This window comes from Azospirillum formosense, from assembly GCF_040500525.1.
In the GTDB taxonomy this organism is placed as follows: Bacteria; Pseudomonadota; Alphaproteobacteria; order Azospirillales; family Azospirillaceae; genus Azospirillum; species Azospirillum formosense_A.
In genome coordinates this window covers 623,192-639,952 of the sequence record NZ_CP159404.1, presented here as the reverse complement: position 1 = coordinate 639,952, position 16,761 = coordinate 623,192, and the positions used below count along the sequence as shown (strand labels likewise).

15 protein-coding genes are annotated in these 16,761 nt (G+C 69.5%); 3 read left to right on the top strand and 12 right to left on the bottom strand.

The window, feature by feature from the left end:
- Nucleotides 1–4 precede the first annotated feature (4 nt).
- The 4 genes from ABVN73_RS23560 to ABVN73_RS23545 all read right to left on the bottom strand — a co-directional run bounded on the left by ABVN73_RS23560 (nt 5) and on the right by ABVN73_RS23545 (nt 4,028).
- Nucleotides 5–1,336 (bottom strand): amidohydrolase family protein, encoded by a 1,332-nt coding sequence (locus ABVN73_RS23560; protein WP_353861018.1) that lies wholly within the window; start codon nt 1,334–1,336, stop codon nt 5–7.
- Nucleotides 1,333–2,115: an ABC transporter ATP-binding protein gene (locus ABVN73_RS23555; RefSeq protein ID WP_145673763.1), complete on the bottom strand. Its 783-nt coding sequence runs from the start codon at nt 2,113–2,115 to the stop codon at nt 1,333–1,335. Before ABVN73_RS23555 ends, ABVN73_RS23560 begins: the two co-directional genes overlap by 4 nt.
- A gap of 3 nt (nt 2,116–2,118) precedes the next feature.
- The gene (locus tag ABVN73_RS23550) at nt 2,119–2,925 is read right to left on the bottom strand and encodes an ABC transporter permease (protein ID WP_353861017.1); all 807 of its coding nucleotides are present in this window, start codon (nt 2,923–2,925) and stop codon (nt 2,119–2,121) included.
- Between the two features lie 89 nt (nt 2,926–3,014).
- Nucleotides 3,015–4,028, bottom strand: coding sequence for an ABC transporter substrate-binding protein (locus ABVN73_RS23545; protein ID WP_353861016.1), 1,014 nt, complete (start codon nt 4,026–4,028; stop codon nt 3,015–3,017).
- 225 nt (nt 4,029–4,253) lie between these two features.
- On the opposite strand from ABVN73_RS23545, the gene ABVN73_RS23540 reads away from it, so the two are divergent.
- The 3 genes from ABVN73_RS23540 (at nt 4,254) to ABVN73_RS23530 (ending at nt 6,652) form a co-directional block, all read left to right on the top strand.
- Complete coding sequence (locus tag ABVN73_RS23540; protein ID WP_353861015.1) at nt 4,254–5,018, top strand: GntR family transcriptional regulator; 765 nt, start codon at nt 4,254–4,256, stop codon at nt 5,016–5,018.
- A 581-nt stretch (nt 5,019–5,599) separates the two neighbouring features.
- Nucleotides 5,600–5,767 (top strand): hypothetical protein, encoded by a 168-nt coding sequence (locus ABVN73_RS23535; protein WP_353861014.1) that lies wholly within the window; start codon nt 5,600–5,602, stop codon nt 5,765–5,767.
- 150 nt (nt 5,768–5,917) lie between these two features.
- Complete coding sequence (locus ABVN73_RS23530) at nt 5,918–6,652, top strand: proteasome-type protease (protein WP_353861013.1); 735 nt, start codon at nt 5,918–5,920, stop codon at nt 6,650–6,652.
- Between the two features lie 11 nt (nt 6,653–6,663).
- Here ABVN73_RS23530 and ABVN73_RS23525 read toward each other — a convergent pair whose 3' ends face one another.
- The 8 genes from ABVN73_RS23525 to ABVN73_RS23490 form a co-directional block, all read right to left on the bottom strand.
- Nucleotides 6,664–8,778, bottom strand: coding sequence for a molybdopterin oxidoreductase family protein (locus ABVN73_RS23525; RefSeq protein WP_353861012.1), 2,115 nt, complete (start codon nt 8,776–8,778; stop codon nt 6,664–6,666).
- 27 nt (nt 8,779–8,805) lie between these two features.
- Nucleotides 8,806–9,948 (bottom strand): class I SAM-dependent RNA methyltransferase, encoded by a 1,143-nt coding sequence (locus ABVN73_RS23520; RefSeq protein WP_353861011.1) that lies wholly within the window; start codon nt 9,946–9,948, stop codon nt 8,806–8,808.
- 42 nt (nt 9,949–9,990) lie between these two features.
- The gene (locus ABVN73_RS23515; RefSeq protein ID WP_353861010.1) at nt 9,991–10,668 is read right to left on the bottom strand and encodes a GDSL-type esterase/lipase family protein; all 678 of its coding nucleotides are present in this window, start codon (nt 10,666–10,668) and stop codon (nt 9,991–9,993) included.
- Complete coding sequence (locus ABVN73_RS23510; protein WP_353861009.1) at nt 10,665–11,873, bottom strand: hypothetical protein; 1,209 nt, start codon at nt 11,871–11,873, stop codon at nt 10,665–10,667. The genes ABVN73_RS23515 and ABVN73_RS23510 overlap by 4 nt, the downstream gene beginning before the upstream one ends.
- Before the next feature lie 156 nt (nt 11,874–12,029).
- Nucleotides 12,030–13,070 (bottom strand): SIS domain-containing protein, encoded by a 1,041-nt coding sequence (locus tag ABVN73_RS23505; RefSeq protein WP_353861008.1) that lies wholly within the window; start codon nt 13,068–13,070, stop codon nt 12,030–12,032.
- A gap of 65 nt (nt 13,071–13,135) precedes the next feature.
- The gene (locus ABVN73_RS23500; RefSeq protein WP_353861007.1) at nt 13,136–14,335 is read right to left on the bottom strand and encodes a peptidoglycan bridge formation glycyltransferase FemA/FemB family protein; all 1,200 of its coding nucleotides are present in this window, start codon (nt 14,333–14,335) and stop codon (nt 13,136–13,138) included.
- 70 nt (nt 14,336–14,405) lie between these two features.
- Nucleotides 14,406–15,527, bottom strand: a complete 1,122-nt coding sequence (locus ABVN73_RS23495; RefSeq protein WP_353861006.1) for an acyltransferase — start codon at nt 15,525–15,527, stop codon at nt 14,406–14,408.
- A gap of 437 nt (nt 15,528–15,964) precedes the next feature.
- Nucleotides 15,965–16,705, bottom strand: a complete 741-nt coding sequence (locus ABVN73_RS23490) for a beta-ketoacyl-ACP reductase (protein WP_174440711.1) — start codon at nt 16,703–16,705, stop codon at nt 15,965–15,967.
- Between the last annotated feature and the right edge of the window lie 56 nt (nt 16,706–16,761).

Genomic DNA, 16,761 nt, shown 5'->3' with positions numbered 1-16,761 from the left:
TCGGTCAGGCGCGCGCCCACAGCGCGCGGGCGGCCTTGTCGGCCTCGGTGCAGATCTCGTTCAGGTCGGCGCGGACGGGGCGCCCGTCCTCGACCAGCGTTTCGCCGTCCACCAGCACCATCTCCACGTCGCGCCCCTGCGCGGTGTGGACGAGCGTGCCGAGCGGGTTGATCAGCGGGCGGAGATGCGGGCGGCGGGTGTCGAAGACGACAAGGTCGGCCTTCTTGCCCAGGGCCAGCGTGCCGATCGCGTCGGCCATGCCGACCGCCCGCGCGCCGCCCAGCGTCGCCATGCGGAAGACGTCGGCGGGCTGCCAGTCCGCGGTGACCCCGCCCTGCTGGATGCGCGCGGTGGCGAGCGCCCAGCGCATCGCCTCCACCATGTCGCCGTGCTGGGTGTCGGTGCACAGCGCCAGATTGACGCCCGCCTCCTTCAGCTTCGGCGTCGGCGCCAGCCGGCCCGAAGCGGCGTTGCATTTCGGCACATGGACCGCGTGCGCCCCGGCGCGGGCGAGCCGCGCGATGTCGGCGTCCTCGACATAGAGGCAGTGGGTGGCGAGCAGCCGGTCGTTCAGCAGCCCGCACTCGTCCAGCAGTTCCGCCGGGGTCAGGCCGGTGGAGGCCTTCACCCGCTCCACCTCCACCCGGCTCTGCGCCAGATGGGTGTTGACGCGCATGGAGCGCGCCGCGGCCTCGTCCGCCAAGGTGCGCAGGAAGGCGGGGGAGCAGGTGTCCGGCGCGTGGGCGGCCATCTGCACCTGGATGCGTCCATTGTTGGCGCCGTTCCAGCGGGCGTGCAGATCCAGCGTCCGCAACAGCAGGTCGCTGCCGATGGCCGCGTCGAAGCGCCATTCGCCCTGGGCGACGCGGGCGAAATCCACGTCGTGGACGCGCCAGCCCGCATGGACGCGCAGGCCGAGGTCGGCGATGGCGTCCAGCGTCGCGTCGGCGTGGACGAAATGGTCGCAGATCAGCGTCGAGCCGGCGAGCAGGGCCTCCACCGCGCCCAGCCGGGCCAGCGCGCGGGCCTCCTCCGGCGTGGCGTCGGTGCCCTTGGGAACGCCCGCCGTGTAGGAGGGGGCGAAGCCGAGATCGGCGGCCACGCCGCGCACCATCACCAGGACGGCGTGCAGGTGGGCGTTGACGAAGCCCGGCGTGACCACCCGCCCCGGCAGGCGCCGGACCTCGGCGGCGGCGGGAAGCCCATCCGCTTCCGGGGCGAGGTGGGCGATGCGGCCGTCGCGGATGCCGATGGCGGCGTCGTCGATGACGCTGCCGACCGCCTCCCCGGTCAGGACGGTGACGCCGGTCAGCAGCAGGTCGAGACGGCCGGTCACGCGACGGCGGCCTGCCGTTGCTGCAGGCCCTCCTCGCGGATCAGGTTGAGGATGTGACGCTTGTGGTCGTTGAAGCGCGGGCCGGTGGTGTCGCGCGGGCGCGGCAGGTCGAGCGCGATCAGCTCGCGGATGCGGCCCGGACGGCTGGTCATCACGGCGACGCGGGTGCCCAACACCAGCGCCTCGTCCACGCTGTGGGTGACGAAGACGACGGTGCAGCGCTGCTTCTGCCAGATGGCGACCAACTCCTCCTGCATGTCCATCTTGGTCTGGGCGTCGAGCGCCGCGAAGGGCTCGTCCATCAGGATGACCTGCGGGTTCAGCAGCAGGGCGCGGGCGATGCCGACGCGCTGGCTCATGCCGCCCGACAGCTCCGCCGGGAAATGGTTCTCGAAGCCGCGCAGGCCGACCATGTCGATGTATTCCTGGGCGGCGTCGCGCCGGTCGGCCTTGCGCCAGCCCTTCAGGCGCAGGTGGAAGGCGACGTTCTCCCACACCGGCAGCCAGGGCATCAGGTTGGCCTGCTGGAAGACCATGCCGCGGTCGGCGCCGGGGCCGTCCACCGGCTTGCCGCCGACCGTCACGCTGCCCTCCGTCGGCTTCTCGAAGCCGGCGATCATGTTCAGCAGGGTGGACTTGCCGCAGCCCGACGAGCCGAGCAGGCAGAGGAACTCGTTCTTCTCCACCGACAGGCTGACGTCGTCGATGGCCAGCAGGTCGCGCTTGCGCTTGGCATCGCGGAAAATCTTGGTGATGTTGCGAAGCTCGATGGAAGCCATCGCTCAGCCCTCCCGGCTCTGGAGCGTGGAGCCGTGCTGCCAGTGCAGCGCGGCGGACATCAGGACCTTGATGAGCGCGTCGGTCGCGTAGCCAAGCAGGCCGATGCTGGCCATGGCCGCGAGCACGAGGTCGTAGCGCAGGAAGTAGTAGCTGTCCCACAGCACGTAGCCGAGGCCGCTCTTCACCGCGACCATCTCCGCCGTCACGGTCAGCATCCAGGCGGCGCCGATGCCGATGCGCAGGCCGGCGAAGATGCTGGGCAGCGCCGCCGGGAACACGACGTGGCGCAGCAGCTGCTGCTCCGTGGCGCCCATCATCGAGGCGGCGCGGATCAGGTTGCGGTCGGCGGTCTTCACCCCGTGGATGGTGTTCATCAGAATCGGAAAGAAGGCGCCGAGGAAGACCAGGAAGATGGCCGGCTTGTTGGCGATGCCGAACCAGATGATCGCCAGCGGAATCCACGACACCGGCGGCACCGGGCGGAGCATCTGGATGGTCGGTTCCACCGTGCGCTCGACCCAGCGCCACCAGCCGATGGCGATGCCCAGCAGCACGCCGCTGACCACCGCGATGCCGTAGCCGGCGGCGACGCGCGTGGCGCTGGACAGGGCGTCGGCGAACCAGCGGCCGGTGTTGCCCTGCGAAGTCTCGTCGAAGCCGAACATCCAGTCGCCCCAGGTGTGCAGCACCACCGACGGGGCCGGCAGCAGAGCCGCCGGCAGAAAGCCGGACCGGGAGAACACCTCCCAGGCGGCAAGGATGAAGAGGGGAACGACGGCGCGCTCCCAGGATTTCGACAATGCCGTCATGGCCCGGTTTTCCTATCCCGTCGAAAAGCAGTCGTAGGTTTCGCCCTGAGCCCTCGCCCCAGAGGAGAGAGGGCATTGAGCGGTTGCTCTTAGAAGCCCAGCTCGCTCTTCGGCTTCTTGGTCACGGCTTCGAGGAACGTGTAATCGAGGTTCTTCTCCGCGGCGGCGGTGACGTCGTTGGAGATGTACTTCAGCTCGCGCATCATCGTGGCGATGGCCAGCGTGCTGTCCTTGTGGATGGCGTAATCCGGGGAGGCGTTCTTCAGCGCCTCGGCGGCGACGGCCTTGTCCATGCCGGTGTATTTGTTGATGACGTCCACCCACACGGTCTGGTCGGACTTCAGCTTGTCGACCAGGGCGACGACCGAGCCGACGGTGGCCTCGACCGCCTTCGGATGCTCCTTGATGACGTCGGAGCGGGTGACGATCAGGTTGGTCAGGTTGCCGGCCGCCTGGTCGTAGGGCAGGGCGAAATGCGTGCCGACGCCGGTCTGGCGGATCTGCGAGGCGAAGGGCTCCACCGTGCAGATCACGTCCACCTCGCCGCGCTGCAGGGCGGCGGCGTGGTCGGACGGGTTCGGGATGTTGATGAACTGCACGTCCTTGTTGACGTTGATGCCGTGCTTCTGGAGAGCGCCGCGCATGTGGATGTCCTGCGCGTTGCCGCGCGACGCCGCAACGCGCAGCGGCTCGCCCTTCTCCTTGCGCTCGGCGATCAGCTTTTTCAGCCCGTCCCAATCATCGGCCTTCAAGGTGATGCCCTTGCCGACGACGATCTCCGACCCGCCGTTCACTTGGCCGGACACGGCCACCACGTCGAAGCCCTTATCGAGCGCCGTGATGTAGTGCAGGTAGGTGACCTGCGCCATGTCGATGCTCTTCGACACCAGCGCGGTCAGCACGTCGTTGCCGGAGTTGAAGTTGATCGCCTCGATCTCAACGCCCTTGGCGAGTTCCGGGGTCAGCGCCATCGGCAGGCAATGGGCGCATTTGGCGAAGCCCAGCTTCACCTTGTCCGCGTCGGCGGCCTGAGCGGTGGCCGCGGCGGAGAGGGCGAGGAAGGCGGCGGTGACGGTCGTCAGGGTGAGGGACCGGAACGTCATGAAAGGAGTGCTCCCGATGCGGTTGCGTCCCCCCTCCTTTCGCAAGGGGCGTGCCAAATTGTATACAATATTATAAACGTCAATTTATTGGCTGTTTTCAGCCGTTTAGAGCATAGTAGCAAAGGCTGGTCGTGCGGGCGCGGGACTGCCTGAAATTTGGGCGCAACGCATCTTTTCGGCATGCATGCCCAAGTATGCAGCACTTTTGGGGAATGGTGGGTCAGGATGGACAGGATCAAGACCATGAAGGCACCGGCCCGGCCAATCCGCCGGGCGACGCTGCACCATTCCGCGGTGGAGGAATTGCGGGCGATGATCCTCGACGGCGAATTGCCGCCGGGCGTCCGCGTGCCGGAGGTGCAACTGTGCGAGCAACTCGGGATCTCCCGCACGCCGCTGCGCGAGGCGCTGCGGGTCCTGTCGTCGGAAGGGCTGGTGGAGCTTCGCCCGCACCGTGGCGCCATCGTCGCGCCGGTGGACGCCAACGAGATCGGCGCGATCTTCGAGGTGATGGACGCGCTGGAGCGGTTGGCCGGAACGCTCGCCTGCCGCAACGGCTCCGACGCGGAATTCGCCAAGCTCGACCGGATGCACGACCAACTGGTCACCCAGCACGAGGCGGGGGAGCGCGCGGCTTACTTCCTGACCAACCGGCAGATCCACACCCAGATCGTCGCCATGGCCCGCAACCCCGCCCTGGAGGCGACCTACGCCGGCTTCGCCGCCAAGATCCTGCGCGCCCGCTCGCTGGCCAACTACGACACCGGCCGCTGGCAGGAGTCGGTGGACGAGCATGAGGGCTTCATGGCGGCCTTCCGCCGCCGCGACGCCGAGGAGGCCGGCGCTTTGCTGGCCGACCACAGCCGCCGCACCGCGGTGGCGGTCATCCAGGCTTTGCGCCACCCAGCGGCTCAGGGGGCAGTGGGGCAGGGGCCAGTGGATCAGGAAGGCGGGGCGGTCGGCGACCCCATTCCGATGGACGCGAAATGAATCGTTCGATTAAGGCTTGAATTATGCTGCGGTGCGGAATATATTAGTTCCACTGACGCCTTTTCGGGCGTTTCCTCCCTAGACTCGGGCCGCCGGAGCAATCCTGGCGGCCTTTTTCTTTGCCTGAAGCGCGTCACGGCGCCGTGTGCGCCGCAGCAATGGCCCGCAACGTTTGATCGCGAAGCAAGGCCCTGAAAGTGAAACACGCTGCCGCCGTCAAAGCCCTGCGGGTGTGCAAGGGCTTGAGGCATGCAGCGTGTCGCAATGTGTGCGCGCCTTTGTTTTTATGCGGCGCGCCCCTGCTTTCACGGACTACCGAGTCCTCCCTAGACTCCGGCCTGACGCTGTTCGCAGCGCTACGAAAGATAGACCATACGTACCCGCATGATGTCAATGGGCACGGTGACCGGAGGTGTATGTTTTTCAGCCTATGACCTTGCGCGGAAGCCGTTGAGCCCCATGCGAATCGGGACATGATCGACTGCCAATGTAGGATCGGGCCGATCGCCGCGCGTACCATCGCCGTCTTGGTTCACGTCATGCCCGCCGGGCATCGGAACCGACACTGCGGAGGAAGCACCATGGCCGACGAACGGAACCCGAACCAGATGGGCAGCCAGGACGAGCGGAAGCAGGGGCAGCAGACCCAGGACAACGCGAAGAACCGGCAGCAGGGGCAGGACCAGGCGAACCGGCAACAGCAGGGCATGGACCGCGACCGGGACGAGAAAGGCGGGCAGCAGCGCTGACCACAAGCGCGGCGAGGCGGGACATGATGTCCCGCGTCCCGCGATGGGTTTGCGACGTGCTGGTTTTTTCGGCATACACTGGGGCGGCCGGACGGCCGCCCTTTTTCGCGTGGGCGGTCCGGCTTCCGCTGGGAGGAGAGAGGACGGACCATGACCTACTGCGTCGCCCTGTACCTGAAGGACGGCTTGGTGATGCTGTCGGACACGCGCACCAACGCGGGGGTGGATCACATCTCCATCTTCAGCAAGATGCACGTCTTCGAAGAGCCGGGCGACCGCATGATCGCCCTGATGACCGCCGGCAACCTGTCGCTGACCCAGTCGGTGATCGCGCTGATCCAGGAGGGGGTTGAGCTGGATGGTGAAATCCGGACCATCTCCAGCGTGAACGGCATGTTCCAGGCGGCCCAGCTCGTCGGCGCCGCCGTGCGTCAGGTGTGGAAGCGGGACGGCCATGCGCTGAAGGAGCAGCGGGTGGATTTCGACCTGTCCATCATCCTGGGCGGCCAGATCCGCGGCGACCGGGTGCGGCTGTTCCACGTCTACGCCGCCGGCAACTTCATCGAGGCGACCGCCGACAACGCCTTCTTCCAGATCGGAGAGCACAAATACGGCAAGCCGATCCTCGACCGGGCGCTGAACCACGGCACGCCGCTGGAGGAGGGGATGAAGCTGGTGCTGATCTCCATGGACAGCACGCTGCGTTCCAACCTGACGGTCGGTCTGCCGCTCGACCTGATCGCCTACCGCCGCGACTCCCTGAAGCTGGAGACGCGGCGGCGGATCGGCGAGGACGACCCCTGCTTCAAGGAGATCAGCGACGGCTGGTCCCAGGCGCTCCGCGAAGCCTTCCGCTCCCTGCCGCCGCCCAAATGGGCGGATTGAGAATGAGCTGATTAGGCGACGTCCGCCTTCCGCACCCGCACATGGCTGTCATGGAAGGCGGCCCCGCCGAAGGGGGCCACCGGGTCGGCGCCGGTCAGGCTGTTGATGCCGCGCCCGCCCTCGTGCGCGGCGTTGGGCCAGATGGATTCGGCGATGACCACGCCGCGACGCACCCCGTCGAACAGCCGCGCGTGCAGCAGGACCGCGCCGCGCCCGTTGGCGGCCTCCACCCGGTCGCCCTCCGCGATGCCCAGCGCCGCCGCGTCCTCGGGGTGCAGCATCAGGCTCGGGCGGCGCTCCCGCCCCGCCGAGGTCGGGGTCTCGGTGAAGCTGCTGTTCAGGAAGTTGCGGGCCGGCGCGGTGACCAGCCGGAAGGGATGCTCGGCGTCCGCCTCCTCCGTCACCGCCCAATGGTCGGGGAAGGCCGGCATGGCATCGACCGGGCCGAAGGTGGACGGCGCGGCGTAGGGCACCTTCGGCCAGTCCGGCTTCAGGCGGAACTTGCCGTCCGGCCAGCGGAAGCCCTTCACGAAATGCGCCTCCTCGAAGGCCGGCTGCACATCAAGGAAGCGCTGGGATTCCAGCGCCTCCAGCGTGCCGTGGCCGGACGCGCGCAGCGTGGCGTCGATCAGCTCCCGCTCGGTCATGCCAAAGCCGGGGTGGGAGTCGCTGCCCAGCCGCCGCGCCAGCTCGCCGATGACGGCGTGGTTGGGCCGGCAGTCGCCGGGCGGATCGACCAGCTTGGGTCCGAGCAGGATGTGCTGGTTGCCGCCAGCCTGATAGAGGTCGTCGTGCTCCAGGAACATGGTGGCGGGCAGCACGATGTCGGCCATCCGCGCCGTCTCGGTCATGAACTGCTCGTGCACGCAGACGAACAGGTCGTCGCGGGCGAAGCCGCGGCGCACGCGCGCCTGATCGGGGGCGATGGTCACCGGGTTGGTGTTCTGGATCAGCAGAGCCGTCACCGGCGGGCCGCCGGCCAGCGCCTCCGGGTCGCCCTCCAGGATCGGGCCGATGCGCGACTGGTCGAGCATGCGCACGGTCGGGTCGCGCAGGTCCAGCCCCTCGATCAGCGTCTTGTTCCAGCCGTAGATGCCGCTGTTGGAATGAAAGGCGCCGCCGCCCTCGACCTGCCAGGCGCCGCTGACCACCGGGATGCAGGAGGCGGCGTGCATGTTCACCGCCCCGTTGCGCGAGCGGGTGAAGCCGTAGCCCAACCGGAAATAGCTGCGCGGCGTCCGCCCGACCAGCCGGGCAAAGGCCTCGATCTCCGCCGCCGGCAGGCCGGTGATGGCTTCGGCCCATTCCGGGGTGCGGCTGGCGAGATGCGCCTCCAGCCCGGCGGGATCGTCGGCGTGGCTGGCGAGATAGGCGCGGTCGGCCAGCCCGTCGCGGAACAGCACATGCATCACCGCGCAGGCCAGCGCCCCGTCGCTGCCCGGACGGATCAGCAGGGGGATGTCCGCCTGCTCCATGGTCGGGGTGCGGTAGACGTCGACCACGGCGATCTTCGCCCCGCGCTCCTTGCGGGCGCGGACGGCGTGGGTCATCACGTTGACCTGGGTGGACACGGCGTTGGTGCCCCAGATGACAACGAGGTCGGATTTGGCCATCTCGCGCGGGTCGGCCCCGGCCAGCTTGCCGGCGCCGGCCAGCCAGCCAGCCCAGGCCGGGTTGGTGCAGATGGTGGCGAAGAAGCCCGACCAGCGGCGGGCGTGGCGCAGCCGGTTGATGCCGTCGCGCTGCACCAGCCCCATGGTGCCTGCGTAGTAGTAGGGCCACACCGTCTCCGGCCCGTGCCGGCGCTCCGCCTCCAGGAACTGGTCGGCGACGATGTCCAGCGCCTCGTCCCAGGAGATCGGCGCGAACTGGCCGGAGCCCTTGGGGCCGGTGCGGCGCAGCGGCTGGGTCAGCCGGTCGGGGTGGTGCACCCGCTCGGCGTAGCGGGCGACCTTCGCGCAGATCACCCCCGCGGTGTAGCTGTTGTCGGCCGCCCCGCGGATGCGCCCGATGCGGCGCTCGTCCAGCACCTCGACCTCCAGCGCGCAGGTGGACGGGCAATCGTGCGGGCAGGCCGAGGCGTGCAGGCGGGGGGCGTGCAGGCGGGGGGCGGTGCGGTCGGGCATGGCTTCACAAATGGGTTTAAAGCGGGGTCAGGGAAGGGCGGCGGTGCTGTGCAGCGTCACGCGCAGGCCGCCGTGCGACACCGACGGGCCGGAGGGCTGGAAGGGCAGGCCGGTCGCCTGGGCCAGCGACGCCTCGTTGGTGACAAGACCGACCCGCCAGCCGGAGAAGCGCGACAGCAACGTCTGGCCCAGCGCGCCGTAGAGGGCGAACAGCGGCTTCTTCTCGCCGATCCGCGCGCCGTAGGGCGGGTTGACGATGACGAGGCCCGGCGGCCCCTCCGGCGGCATCAGGTCGCTGACCGCGTGCTTCTGGAAATCGGTCAGGGCGGCGACGCCCGCGCGCTCGGCGTTGGCGCGGCTCATGGCGATGGCCCCGCCGTCCCGGTCGCTGCCGTAGAAGCGAAGCGCGGGCGCAGGGTTCGCGCCGCCTGCGGAACGCATCGCCTGCCACGCCGCGTCGTCGAAGGCGGCGAGCTGCTCGAAGGCGAAGCGGCGGCTGCGTCCGGGGTGCAGCCCGGCGGCGATCTCCGCCGCCTCGATGACGAAGGTGCCGGACCCGCACATCGGATCGACCACCGGCTCCGTCCCGTCGTAGCCGCAATGGCGCAGGAACAGGGCGGCCAGCGTCTCGCGCAGCGGGGCCTTGTGGATCTCCTCCTTGTGGCCGCGCTTGTGCAGGGACTCGCCGGAGGTGTCGACGCTGATGGTGCACAGGTCGTCGTCGATGCGGGCCTTGATGGAGATCGCGGCCTCGGCCGAGATGGGGGCGCCCAGCTCCTCGGTGATGGCCCGCTCGATGCGCTGGGCGGTCGCCCCGGCGTGGTAGATGCGCGAGCCCTTGCAGGACGCCTCGACGCGGACCGGCACGTCGGGGCGCAGGACCTCGGCCCAGGGCACCCGGCGCGCCCGCTTGTCGAGCTGGGCGAGGTGGAAGGCGCGGAAGGAGACGACGCGGGCCAGCACGCGGGTCGCCCCGCGCAGCTCCAGGTTCGCCCGCCAGACCTCCGGCCAGTCGCCGCGGACGGTGACGCCGCCCTTGATGGCGGTGGCGTCGCGGAAGCCCTTGGCCTTCACCTCCGCGCAGAGCACGGATTCCAGGCCCGGCGCGGTGACGATGAAGATCTCGAAATCGGTGCCGGTACGGTCGGCGGCGGCGGTGTCGCTGGTCATGGCCCCTAGATATCCCGAAGCCCCGCCGCCTTCGACATCTTTCTAGCAGCCGGCCTTGCCGACGATGGCGGTCAGACGCTCGTAGCCGGCGCGGCTCAGATGCACCGGGTCCTTGTAGAGCGGGCAGGAACCCTCCGCCGGGCAGGCGGCGCGCAGCGGGGTGTCGGCGTCCACCACGCGCAGGCCGGGGCCGGCGAGGGCGGCCAGCCGCCGGTTCACGTCCATGATGCGCTCGGCGAACACGGCGTTGCCGTCGCGTCGCGGCAGCAGGCTGAGCAGCGTGACGCACACGCCGGGAGCGGACCGCTTCACCTCCGCCGCGATGGTCCCGATGGTGCCGGCGATCTCCGCGGCGGAGCGGTTCGGCAGGTCGTTCGTCCCGACCAGGACCAGCGCCGACTCCAGTCCCATGCCCGGCCCGAAGGCCTGCCGCACCCGCCACAGCAGGTTGCCCGTGGTGTCGCCCCCGGCCCCGAAATTCATCGGCTCCGCGTCGAACAGCCGGCGGGCGAGGTCGGGCGGCCAGCCGGCGACCAGGGAATCCCCGAGCAGCATGGCCTTCGGGTCCTGCCGGCGCAGCATCTCCATGCGCTTGACCAGCCACTCCGGGTAGGGCGGCTGCGTGCGCGGTCCGATGGCCGTGTCGCTAAGCGCCGGGACGGCCAGAGCTGCCAGCAGGACGGCGACCCCGGCCCATCCCGCCCGGGTGGTCCGCCTCACGCCGCCTTCGCCGGCAGGGCGACGGCGGGACAGTGCTCCGGATGCAGGGCGGGCGGCGACAGGTCCAGCACGGCGCGCTCCCCCTCGGCCAGCGGGCGCACGGCGTTCACCGTCAGCGCGACGGCCAGCGGTCCCTTCGTGGCGGGGGCGTCCAGCACGAGGTCGGTGGCCCGGCCGGGATGCACCTCGAAGCGCTCCTCGGCCAGCGTCGCGCCGTCCGCGGCGATGGAAACCGCGACGCGGAGCGGGACGGAATCCCGCAAGGGGCAGCGCAGGGTGGCGCCGAGATGGAAGGGACCGGGCGCGTGGACCCCCGTCCAGCGCAGCGTGGTGCCGGGCTTCTCGGGATCGGGGCCGTGCAGGCGGAACATCCCCTCGTAGGGGCGGCACCAGCTGTTGCCGTTCAGCAGACGGGCGGTGCCGGCGCGCAGGTCACCCGCGATGGGCTTCCCCATGTCCTGGTCCGGAGCGAAGGGGAAGCGCAACTGCACCAGCGCGTCCGGCGCGCCGATGCGCAGGGCGGCGTGGCGCTGGGCCCAGTCGTGACAGGGGAACAGGCGCAGCGCGCCCTGGACGATGGAGAACCACGCCGCGGCGTCGATGGCGTCCGCCTGGTGATAGGGGGCGAAGCGGGTGACGTAGCCGCGCATCAGGCCCGGCCGCTGCCAGTCCACGCGGCCGATGCGGGCGGCGTCGTCGCTCGCCTGGACCTCCAGCAGGGCGAAGTCGTCGTGGCCGGCCAGGGCGGCCAGCGCCTCATGCAGCCCATCGATGGTCGCGGGGGCGATGCCGGGGTTCGACTTCACGACGAAGATGAGGCCGCCCAGCGCCGCGCGCGCGGTGAACTTGGCCTGGAGATACTGGATCTTGCGCGTTTCCCGGCGGTGCAGGGCGCGCCGCGTCGCCTCATCGTCGCGGAAGACCAGGCGGCCGCCGGTCACGTCGGACTTCATGTCGCTGTGCCAGCCGATGCCGTAGGCGGAATCCAGGACCATGCCGGTGCGCAGCGGCGACAGATTCTCGAACCGGTACATGCCCGCGAAATTGGCGCGCAGCTTGGTCAGAAGCTGGTCGGGCTTCATGGAAGCCCAGCGGAACAGGCTTCCCGCCTCGCAGGACAGCCGGCGCAGGACGAAGCCGAATTCGCAATTGTCGCCCAGACTTTCGAACCGCAGAAGGTCGTCCGCGCCGATGCCGATGGTCATGCTGCTGTCCCGTTTCGCTGCCAAGCCGAGGTTTCGGCAAGCCTAGCGCGAGCCGGTCGGGCCGCGTCAACGGGCGGTGGCGGCGGCGCCGAAATGATCACCGCGAAATCGAGGCAATTCGTTCGGACTGTCCGAGCGTTCGGGCTGGCCGGCCTTTCAGACCGTCCGGGTGACCTTGCGCAGATGGCGGGGGCGGTCGGGGTCGAAGCCGCGCGCCACAGCCAAACGGGCCATGAAGGGGTAGAAGGCCTGGATCGCCGCGATCGGGTCCAGCACCGGGTGCAGCGGCGGCGGCAATGGCAAGGGCGTGTCGGCCAGTCCGAGCGCCCGCTCCTCGGCGGAGGCGACCAGCAGATGGGCGCCGGCCTCTTTCAGCGCGCGGGCGGTGTCCAGCACGCCGTCCAGCGTCTCGTCCCGCACCGCCACCACCAGCACGGGGAAGCCCGGCTCGACCAGCGCCATGGGGCCGTGCATCACCTCCGCCGCGCTGAAGGGTTCGGCGTGGGCGGCGGCGGTTTCCTTGAACTTCAGCGCCATTTCCTGGGCGATGGGATAGCTGCGGCCCCGCGCGACGATCAGCAGGCTGGACGCCACCTCCAACACCGGCAGCGCCGGCGACCAGTCCGCGTCACCAGCCCGCTCCAGCCAAGAGGGCAGTTGTGGAAGTGCGTCGAGAAGCGTCCGATCCTCCGTCCAGACGGCGGTCAGCCGGGCGATGGCGGCGAGGCTGGCGACGAAGCTCTTGGTCGCGGCGACGCTCAATTCCGGCCCGGCGTGAAGGGGCAGGGGATGAGCGACGCGCTCCGCGAGCGGCGAGTCCCCGGCGTTGACCAGCGCCGCCGTCAGGGCGCCGCCCGCACGCGCCGCGTCCGCGACGCGCAGCAGGTCGGGGCTCTGGCCCGATTGGGAGATGGCCAGGACGAAGGCGTCTTTCACCCGCAGCCCTGCCCCATAGGCCGTGACCACCGAGGGCGCCGCCGAGGCGGTGACCAGCCCCAGCGCCGTCTCGAACAGGTAGCGGGCGTAACCGGCGGCGTGGTCGCTGCTGCCCCGCGCGATGGTCATCGCGAACGGCGGCGGCACGGCCCGCAGCCGGTCGGCCAGAGCCGCCACCGCCGCGGCGTCGGACTCGAGCAGGCGCCGCACCGCCGTGGGGGCGGTTGCGGCCTCCTGCATCATCAGGGGAGCGCTGGTCATGGGTCGGCCTCCGTTCCAGGCCGATCATAACATGCCCCAGCGGCCAACCTCACGGTGGGTTGAGGTCAGGCGGGGCCGGTCGGGGCCTTCGCCAGCACGGCGGCGTCGGCGGGGTCCATCTCCTCCGCCGGGGTGGGCTCGGCCTGGGTTGGCTTCCAGTTGCGCAGCCGGTTCACCACGGCGCCGGCCTGGGTCTTCCAGCGGTCGGCGTGTATGCGCATCGATTCGCCACTCTGGACCAGCAGGCGGCTGGGCAGGGGACCGGGCGTCTCGAAGGTGCCGAGATGAACCGTCTCGACCGGATTCTTGCCGGCAAGCCCGCGCTTGAACTGGTAGACGCCGGGGTTGGTCTGGGCGTTGACCCCGTGCAGGTCATAGCGCAGCCCGCCGTTCGCCTTGATCCACAGCAGCGCCCGCCATTGCAGCAGATAGGCGGCGTTGACCCGCAGACCGGCCTCCAGCGTCGCGGAGTTCTGCATCTGGCCGGTGGTGCCGAACAGCGACACGACCACCCCGGCCACCGGCCGCCCCTCGTGCATGGCGAGGAAGGCGCGCATCTTTCGCCGCGGCGGCAGCGCCTCGTTGATGCGGGTGAAGGTGCGGCTGTCGTAGGCCTTGAAGCCCTTGCGGCGCTGCGTCTCGACGAAGATGTCGTCGATGGTCTCCAGCAGTTCGGCGTGGGAGCCCTCGACGACCTCGATCCCCATCCGCTCGGCCTTGTTCAGCCCGCGCCGCCAGTGGTGGGACAGGTTGGAGCGCAGGCCCGCCTCGTCGGCGTTCAGATCGGTGATGAAGGTGCGGTAGGGGGCCTTCTCCTCCCGGAACCGCATTCCCAGCGCGGCCAGGGCCTCCGTCACCGCCGCGCCGTCCGCCTGGGAGACATGGGGCAGCAGGCGCAGCATCAGGCCGCGCCGGTCGGTGTATTCCGCCTTCAGGGCGTGCAGGGCGGTGGTCAGGGCGGCGTGGTCCGGCCCCTGGCCGCGCGGGTGCCACATCGGCCCCCACATGACCAGCGCCAGTCCGCCGATCCCCGGCACGCGGCGCAGCAGCACCTGAACCGCGGCCACCGGACGCCCGTCGCGCCGCACGACGAGGTGGCTCAACTCGCGCCCGGCGTGGGCGATGCGGCCATAATCCCAGGTTTGGAAGATGTTGGCGTCGTCGAAGGAATCGAGGATGGCGTACCAGCCGCTGCGATCGACCCGGTCGATCTCGATGGAGGACGCGGGGCACAGGACATCGCCACCAAGCGCGTCGGTGTACATTCAGGTTTCTCCCCTGGAATTCACGGCGATCGTTTTTTGTGGAAGCGTTTGGTAACGGTCGGATGCTTGGTCAGACGGTTCCGCCGGAGCGGTAGAAGGTGCTGAAGGCGGGGCGGGCCGAGAAGGCGGCCTGCGGGATGTCGAGCAGACGGCGCAGCCGGTCGCGCACCGCCGGTTCCAGGACCGCGGCGACCAGCAGGGCCACGGCGATGGACAGGGCGCCGCCGGTCACCGCGCCGGCCATGGAGGAGGCCCCGGCCTGCATCGCCAGCGCCTTGGCGGAGCCGCCGATGACCTCGTGCAGCAGGTAGAGCGGGTAGGTGGCCAGCCCGACCACGCGCAGAAGCGACAGGAGGGACGCCGGCAGCGTGGCGATTTCCGCCCGCCAGCGCGCCGAGGCGGCGATGGCGAGGAGCGACACGCCCCAGATCAGCAGCGGGTTCATCCACAGATCGGCGAGGTTCAGCGGAACCGGCGAGCGTTCCACGAACTCCACCGACCGGGCGGTGATCTCCAGCGGCGCTGCGACCAGGGCCAGCAGGGCGGCGGCCATCCCCGTCCGGGTCAGCTTGCCGCGCGACCACAGCCACAGGAAGATCCCCAGCGCGAAGAACACGCCGTGGCGCAGCAGCGTCATGTTCAGCATGCCGTACTCGAACTCCAGGAACGGCATGTTGACGACGCCGAAGACGTGCAAGCTGTAGACGCCGAGATAGGCCGAGCTGGCGGCGGCCAGCGCCAGGGCGAACTGCGGCAGCCTGTGGAAGTGGCCGCTCAGCAGCAGCAGGAACACCGCGCCGTAGAAGGCGATCTCGACCGGCAGCGTCCAGTAGGCCGAGGCGATGTAGGGGCCGGCGGGCGCCAGCGTGAAGGAGGCGATGAAGCGCCGCGCCAGATCCGGGTCGGGACCGGGCATGAGCACAAGGGCGACGAGGCACAGGATGGTGCAGACCCACGCCGCCGGATAGAGGCGCAGCAGGCGCGACCGGATGAAGGCGACCGGGGTGGCGTTGTTGGCCGAATTCGCGATGACGAAGCCCGACACCACGAAGAAGACCTGCACCCCGGCCCAGCCGGACCACATGGCGTCGGCGACCGCGGGGTCGCGCCAGGTCAGATGGAAGCCGGTGACCAGCAAAGCCGCGGCGAACCGGACCATGTCGATCCCGTAGACGTAATCGGCTCCGGACATCCGACGGGCGTGCCCGTCTCCTGGCAGAGTGTGCGTTATCGGCGTTTCAGGCACGATTCCTCCCTTCCTGCATGGGGCGCGCCCATGTGCAGGTTCTCGACGTCTGTTGATTCCGGAAGACGAGCGCGGTGCGGCCTCAGGACGCAACTTGCGTGCTGCTGGGGAGCATACTCGCTGGTGGGCGCGGATACAGGGGCCCGAACGGATTCAACAGGAAATCTGCGGGAGTATACTGTTCAGATGAGCGGCCGTTACCGAAGCCATGGCACAAAGGAGAGGGGTTTGGCGCGAACGGTCCGCCCGATCCCGGGCGTTTTACCGTGAAGGGATGCTCCGGAGAGCGAATGGCACACGGCCCGCGCCCGGCTTGGAGGCCGGAGGCGGGCCGTGTGCTTGCCGGCTGGGCGGTTTGCCGCCGGCGCCAATCGGCCGGTGCCTTACTGGTAGTTCAGGCCGCCGTTGATGTTCAGGGTCGAGCCGGTGACGTAGCCGGCGATCTCCGAGGCGAGGTAGGACACCGCGCCGCCGATCTCGTCCGGACGGCCCAGGCGCTTCATCGGGACGCTGTCGATGATGGTCTGGCGGATGTCCTCACGGATCGCCATGACCATCTCGGTGCCGATGTAGCCCGGCGCGATGGCGTTGACGGTGACGCCCTTGGTCGCCAGCTCGGCGGCCAGCGCCTTGGTGAAGCCGATCACGCCGGCCTTGGCGGCCGAGTAGTTGGTCTGGCCGGCCTGACCCTTCACGCCGTTCACCGAGGAGATGTTGATGATGCGGCCCCAGCCGCGCTCGGCCATCTTCGGCGACACCTGCTGGGTGACGTTGAACAGGCTGCTCAGGTTGGTGGCGATGACCGCATCCCACTGCGCCTTGTCCATCTTCGCGAAGAACTTGTCGCGGGTGATGCCGGCGTTGTTCACCAGAATGTCCACCGGGCCCAGGTCGGCCTCGATCTTGGCGACCATCGCCTTGCAGCTTTCGAAGTCGGAAACGTCGCCTTCCGCCACGTAGAACTTGAAGCCGAGGGCTTCCTGCTGGCCCAGCCAGGCGGCGGCCGGCTCGAAGTTCGGCAGGCAGTTCGCCGCAACGATGCAACCGTCCTTGGCCAGGGCCTGGCAGATGGCGGTGCCGAGACCGCCCATGGCACCGGTGACGAGCGCGATCTTCTGAGACATTACAATCGCTCCAGTAATAGAAACGGCCAGCTCCTGGTGAGGCAAGCCCGCTGGTG

Bases quoted from the DNA above. Each gene is read 5' to 3' on its own strand.
- ABVN73_RS23540 (WP_353861015.1), top strand. From the start codon at position 4,254: ATGGACAGGATCAAGACCATGAAGGCACCGGCCCGGCCAATCCGCCGG.
- ABVN73_RS23500 (WP_353861007.1), bottom strand. From the start codon at position 14,335: ATGTACACCGACGCGCTTGGTGGCGATGTCCTGTGCCCCGCGTCCTCC.
- ABVN73_RS23520 (WP_353861011.1), bottom strand. From the start codon at position 9,948: ATGACCAGCGACACCGCCGCCGCCGACCGTACCGGCACCGATTTCGAG.
- ABVN73_RS23490 (WP_174440711.1), bottom strand. From the start codon at position 16,705: ATGTCTCAGAAGATCGCGCTCGTCACCGGTGCCATGGGCGGTCTCGGC.
- ABVN73_RS23545 (WP_353861016.1), bottom strand. From the start codon at position 4,028: ATGACGTTCCGGTCCCTCACCCTGACGACCGTCACCGCCGCCTTCCTC.
- ABVN73_RS23535 (WP_353861014.1), top strand. From the start codon at position 5,600: ATGGCCGACGAACGGAACCCGAACCAGATGGGCAGCCAGGACGAGCGG.
- ABVN73_RS23495 (WP_353861006.1), bottom strand. From the start codon at position 15,527: ATGTCCGGAGCCGATTACGTCTACGGGATCGACATGGTCCGGTTCGCC.
- ABVN73_RS23555 (WP_145673763.1), bottom strand. From the start codon at position 2,115: ATGGCTTCCATCGAGCTTCGCAACATCACCAAGATTTTCCGCGATGCC.
- ABVN73_RS23510 (WP_353861009.1), bottom strand. From the start codon at position 11,873: ATGACCATCGGCATCGGCGCGGACGACCTTCTGCGGTTCGAAAGTCTG.
- ABVN73_RS23525 (WP_353861012.1), bottom strand. From the start codon at position 8,778: ATGCCCGACCGCACCGCCCCCCGCCTGCACGCCCCCCGCCTGCACGCC.
- ABVN73_RS23505 (WP_353861008.1), bottom strand. From the start codon at position 13,070: ATGACCAGCGCTCCCCTGATGATGCAGGAGGCCGCAACCGCCCCCACG.
- ABVN73_RS23550 (WP_353861017.1), bottom strand. From the start codon at position 2,925: ATGACGGCATTGTCGAAATCCTGGGAGCGCGCCGTCGTTCCCCTCTTC.
- ABVN73_RS23530 (WP_353861013.1), top strand. From the start codon at position 5,918: ATGACCTACTGCGTCGCCCTGTACCTGAAGGACGGCTTGGTGATGCTG.